This is a genomic window from Streptomyces sp. S6, from assembly GCF_054880855.1.
Map to the genome: position 1 here is coordinate 1 of NZ_JBTYMC010000470.1, position 3697 is coordinate 3697.

The following is a 3697-nucleotide window of genomic DNA, read 5'->3' on the forward strand; positions in this document are numbered from 1 at the left end:
GTGCCGTGGCACCGGCAACGGGGCCGGCGGGGAGGGGAGTTGAGCCCGCCGCGCGATCGCATCGGTGGCCCGGACGCCCGGCAGATCCTCGGTCTCCCGCTCCCGCGCGGTGCGAGCCGCGTGCGCGGCGCTGCGGCGGGCCAGCGTGTCCAGCAGGTCGCGTTCGCCCCGGCCGCGCAGCAGGAGCAGGACGAACGGGTCGGCGTCCAGCAGGCGCGCGGTCTGGTAGCAGAGCGCCGCCGCGTGCTTGCAGGGGTACCCGTGGTCGGGGCAACTGCACTGCGGCTCCAACTCGCCCGCCACCGGCAGCAGCGGCATCCCGGACTCCGCCGCCAGCGACGGCGGAACCTCCTTGTCCAGCAGCGCGGCGATCTGCCCCGGCCGCTCCACCGCCGCGCCGAGGAACCTCTCCCAGTCCTCCGCCTCCCACGTCCGCAGCCGCACCTGCACCCGGTACGGGCGTGGCCGGCTCCCCTGCACGTACGCCAGCACCGACCCCGGCGTCACCGTGATCGCGTCCACCCGGCCGCCCTCCGCGTACCCCTTCCCCCGCAGCAGCCGCGCCGCGTCCAGCGCGCCGCCCTCCAGCGCGGAGACCCACGCCTGGCCCCACCAGGTCCGGGCGAAGGGGGGTTCCTGGGAGGGCAACGCGGGGAAGGTACGCCGGAGGTCGCCGTCCCTGGAGGGGGAGGCCATGGTTCTGGGGACGTACGGGGGCTGGGAGGAGGCCGGGGTACGGGGTACCTCAGGGGTACGGGGGGCCGCCGAGGGCCGGCGTGTTCCCGGAGGCTGGGACCAGTGCGCGAGCAGGTCCGAGATCGGGGTGGGGTCCGGACCCGGGGTGTGCTGGACGGGGTCGGTGGGCGGGGGCGCCGGGGTGGCCCAGGGGGTGGGAGCGTCGTCGGACTCGGACTCGGACTGAGGCTGGGGCGCGGACTTGGAGTCAGGCTTGGGCGCGGGCTGAGGTCGGCACGCGGACTCGGCCTCGGGCGCGGGCCCGACTTCGCGCTCGACATCGTCGTACGGCTCGTGCTGCGCTCCCGGCGCCCGCCCCGGTTCCCCGGTCTCCCCTTCCTGGCCCTGTGCTTCCTCGGCCTCGGGAGGCATCCGGAACGCCCCCGACAGCCAGCTCTTCAGATCGCGCACCCGCTCGCCCGCGACCGACTCGCCCGGAACCGGTCGGCCCCGCCCCGGCTTCCGCTCGCCTTGGGCCGCGGTCTCGCTCTCCTCCCGCATCTTGGCCCGCGCGGCCCGCAGCGCCTCCCGGGCGGCGTCGCCGGGCCGAGGAGCGGCGACAGGGGCGGCCGGCTTCTCGGACGAGCTTGCCTCCGAAGTCCCGGAGGAACCGGCATCAGAAGCAGCCGACCCCCCACGCGCACCGGAGTGCTCCCCTTCCCGCGCATCACCCGCACGCCGTGCGCTCCCGGCACCCGCCCCTGCCGCAGCACTCCGAACAGCGGCGGCACCCCCCTCCCCGGCGGAGCCGCCCGCACGCACGGAGCCCTCCTCAGGATCGGCACCTCCCTCACCAGCACCGGAATCCCCCGAGCCGTCCCTCCCGGCGGCCCCCCGCCGCGCAGCCAGCGCTTCCCGCAGAGCGGCCCGAGCGGCGTCACCGGGCCGCGCCGCCCGCGCACCCTCGTCGTCCGCCTCGCCCTTCGCCCCGGAACGCGCCACACCGGCCCCCTTCACCGAAACCGAAGCCTCCTCAGCAGCCTGCACCGCGCCGTCCCCCATCACCCCTCCCTCCGCAGCGACACCAGGTCGGACAGCTCCCGGTCGGTCAGTTCGGTCAGTGCCGCCTCGCCCGCGCCGAGGATCGAGTCCGCGAGGGCGCGCTTGCTCTCCAGCATCTCGGCGATGCGGTCCTCGACGGTGCCTTCGGTGATGAGCCGGTGGACCTGGACGGGCTGGGTCTGTCCGATGCGGTACGCGCGGTCGGTGGCCTGCTCCTCGACCGCGGGGTTCCACCACCGGTCGACGTGGATCACGTGCCCCGCGCGCGTGAGGTTGAGTCCGGTGCCGGCGGCCTTGAGGGAGAGGACGAGGACGGGGGTGGCGCCGTCCTGGAACCGGTCGACCATGCGCTCGCGCTCCGGGACGGGTGTGCCGCCGTGGAGGAGTTCGACGGGGACCGCGCGGGCGGCGAGGTGCGCGGTGACGAGGCGGGCCATGCCGACGTACTGGGTGAAGACGAGGGCGGAGCCGTCCTCCGCGAGGACCGTGTCCAACAGCTCGTCCAGGAGGGCGAGTTTGCCGGAGCGGCCGGGGGCGCCGGGGTCTTCCTTGAGGTACAGCGCGGGGTGGTCGCAGATCTGCTTGAGCGCGCCGAGGAGCTTGAGGACGAGGCCCCGGCGGGCCATGCCGTCGGACGTCTCGATGGCGAGCATCGACTCCCGGACGACGGCCTCGTACAGCGCGGTCTGTTCGCGGGTGAGCGGCACGGGGTGGTCGGTCTCGGTCTTGGGCGGGAGTTCGGGGACGATCCCGGGGTCGGACTTGCGGCGGCGCAGCAGGAAGGGGCGCACCAGGCGGGCGAGGCGCTCGACGGCTTCGGTGTCCTCGCCGTTCTCCACCGCGCGCGCGTGCCGGGAGCGGAACGCCTTGAGAGGGCCGAGGAGGCCGGGGGTGGTCCAGTCGAGGAGGGCCCAGAGTTCGGAGAGGTTGTTCTCCACGGGGGTGCCGGTGAGCGCCACGCGCGCGGGCGCCGGGATGGTCCGCAGGGCCTTGGCGGTCGCGGAGTGGGGGTTCTTCACGTGCTGCGCCTCGTCGGCGACGACCATGCCCCAGGGCCGGCCTGCGAACGCGCCGGCGGCGGAGCGCAGGGTGCCGTAGGTGGTGAGGACGAAGCCGCCGGTGAGGCCGTCGAGGGTGCGCTCGGGGCCGTGGAAGCGGCGGACGGGGACGCCGGGGGCGAACTTGCCGATCTCGCGCTGCCAGTTGCCGAGGAGGGAGGCGGGGCAGACGACGAGGGTGGGTTCGGGGCGGGCGCGCTTGAGGTGCAGGGCGATGAGGGTGACGGTCTTGCCGAGGCCCATGTCGTCGGCGAGGCAGCCGCCGAGGCCGAGGGAGGTCATCAGGTCGAGCCAGGCGAGGCCGCGTAGCTGGTAGTCGCGCAGGGTGGCCTTGAGGGCGGCCGGGGGGTCGGCGGGTGTCAGGCCGGCCGTGAGCCGGTCGCGGAGGGTGGCCAGCGCTCCGACGGGGACGGCCTCGACCCGCTCGCCGTCGATCTCGGCGCTGCCGGTGAGGGCGACGGACAGGGCGTCGACCGGGTCGAGGAGGCCGAGTTCGCGCTTGCGGGCCTTGCGGACCAGCTCGGGGTCGACGACGACCCACCGGTCGCGCAGCCGGACGACGGGCCGGTGGGCCTCGGCCAGGGCGTCCATCTCGGCCTCGGAGAGCGGGTCGCCGCCGAGGGCGAGCTGCCAGTGGAACTTGAGGAGTTCCTCGCCCTCGAAGAAGCCCGTGCCGTCCGTCGCGGAGCCGGGGGCGGAGCGGACGACGGCGGTGGCGGTGAGGTCCTGCGCGAGGTCGCGGGGCCAGTGGACGGCGACTCCGGCCTGGGCGAGCCGGGCCGCCGCACGGCCCAGCAGGTCGCTGACCTCCTCTTCGGAGAGGGCCAGCACGTCGGGCGCGTCCCGCTCGGTGAGGCGGGCCAGCGGGGGCCACACGCGTGCGGCGCGGCGGACGGCGAGGG

Annotated in this window: 2 protein-coding genes; both read right to left on the reverse strand. The window is 75.5% G+C overall.

All coding sequences use genetic code 11. The features are described 5' to 3' along the window. Positions 1-1677 (reverse strand): SWIM zinc finger family protein (locus ACVNF4_RS33735; RefSeq protein WP_461806682.1); only part of this gene is annotated, 1677 nt, incomplete at its 3' end. A gap of 59 nt (positions 1678-1736) precedes the next feature. Then, positions 1737-3697 (reverse strand): DEAD/DEAH box helicase (locus ACVNF4_RS33740; RefSeq protein ID WP_461806683.1); only part of this gene is annotated, 1961 nt, incomplete at its 5' end.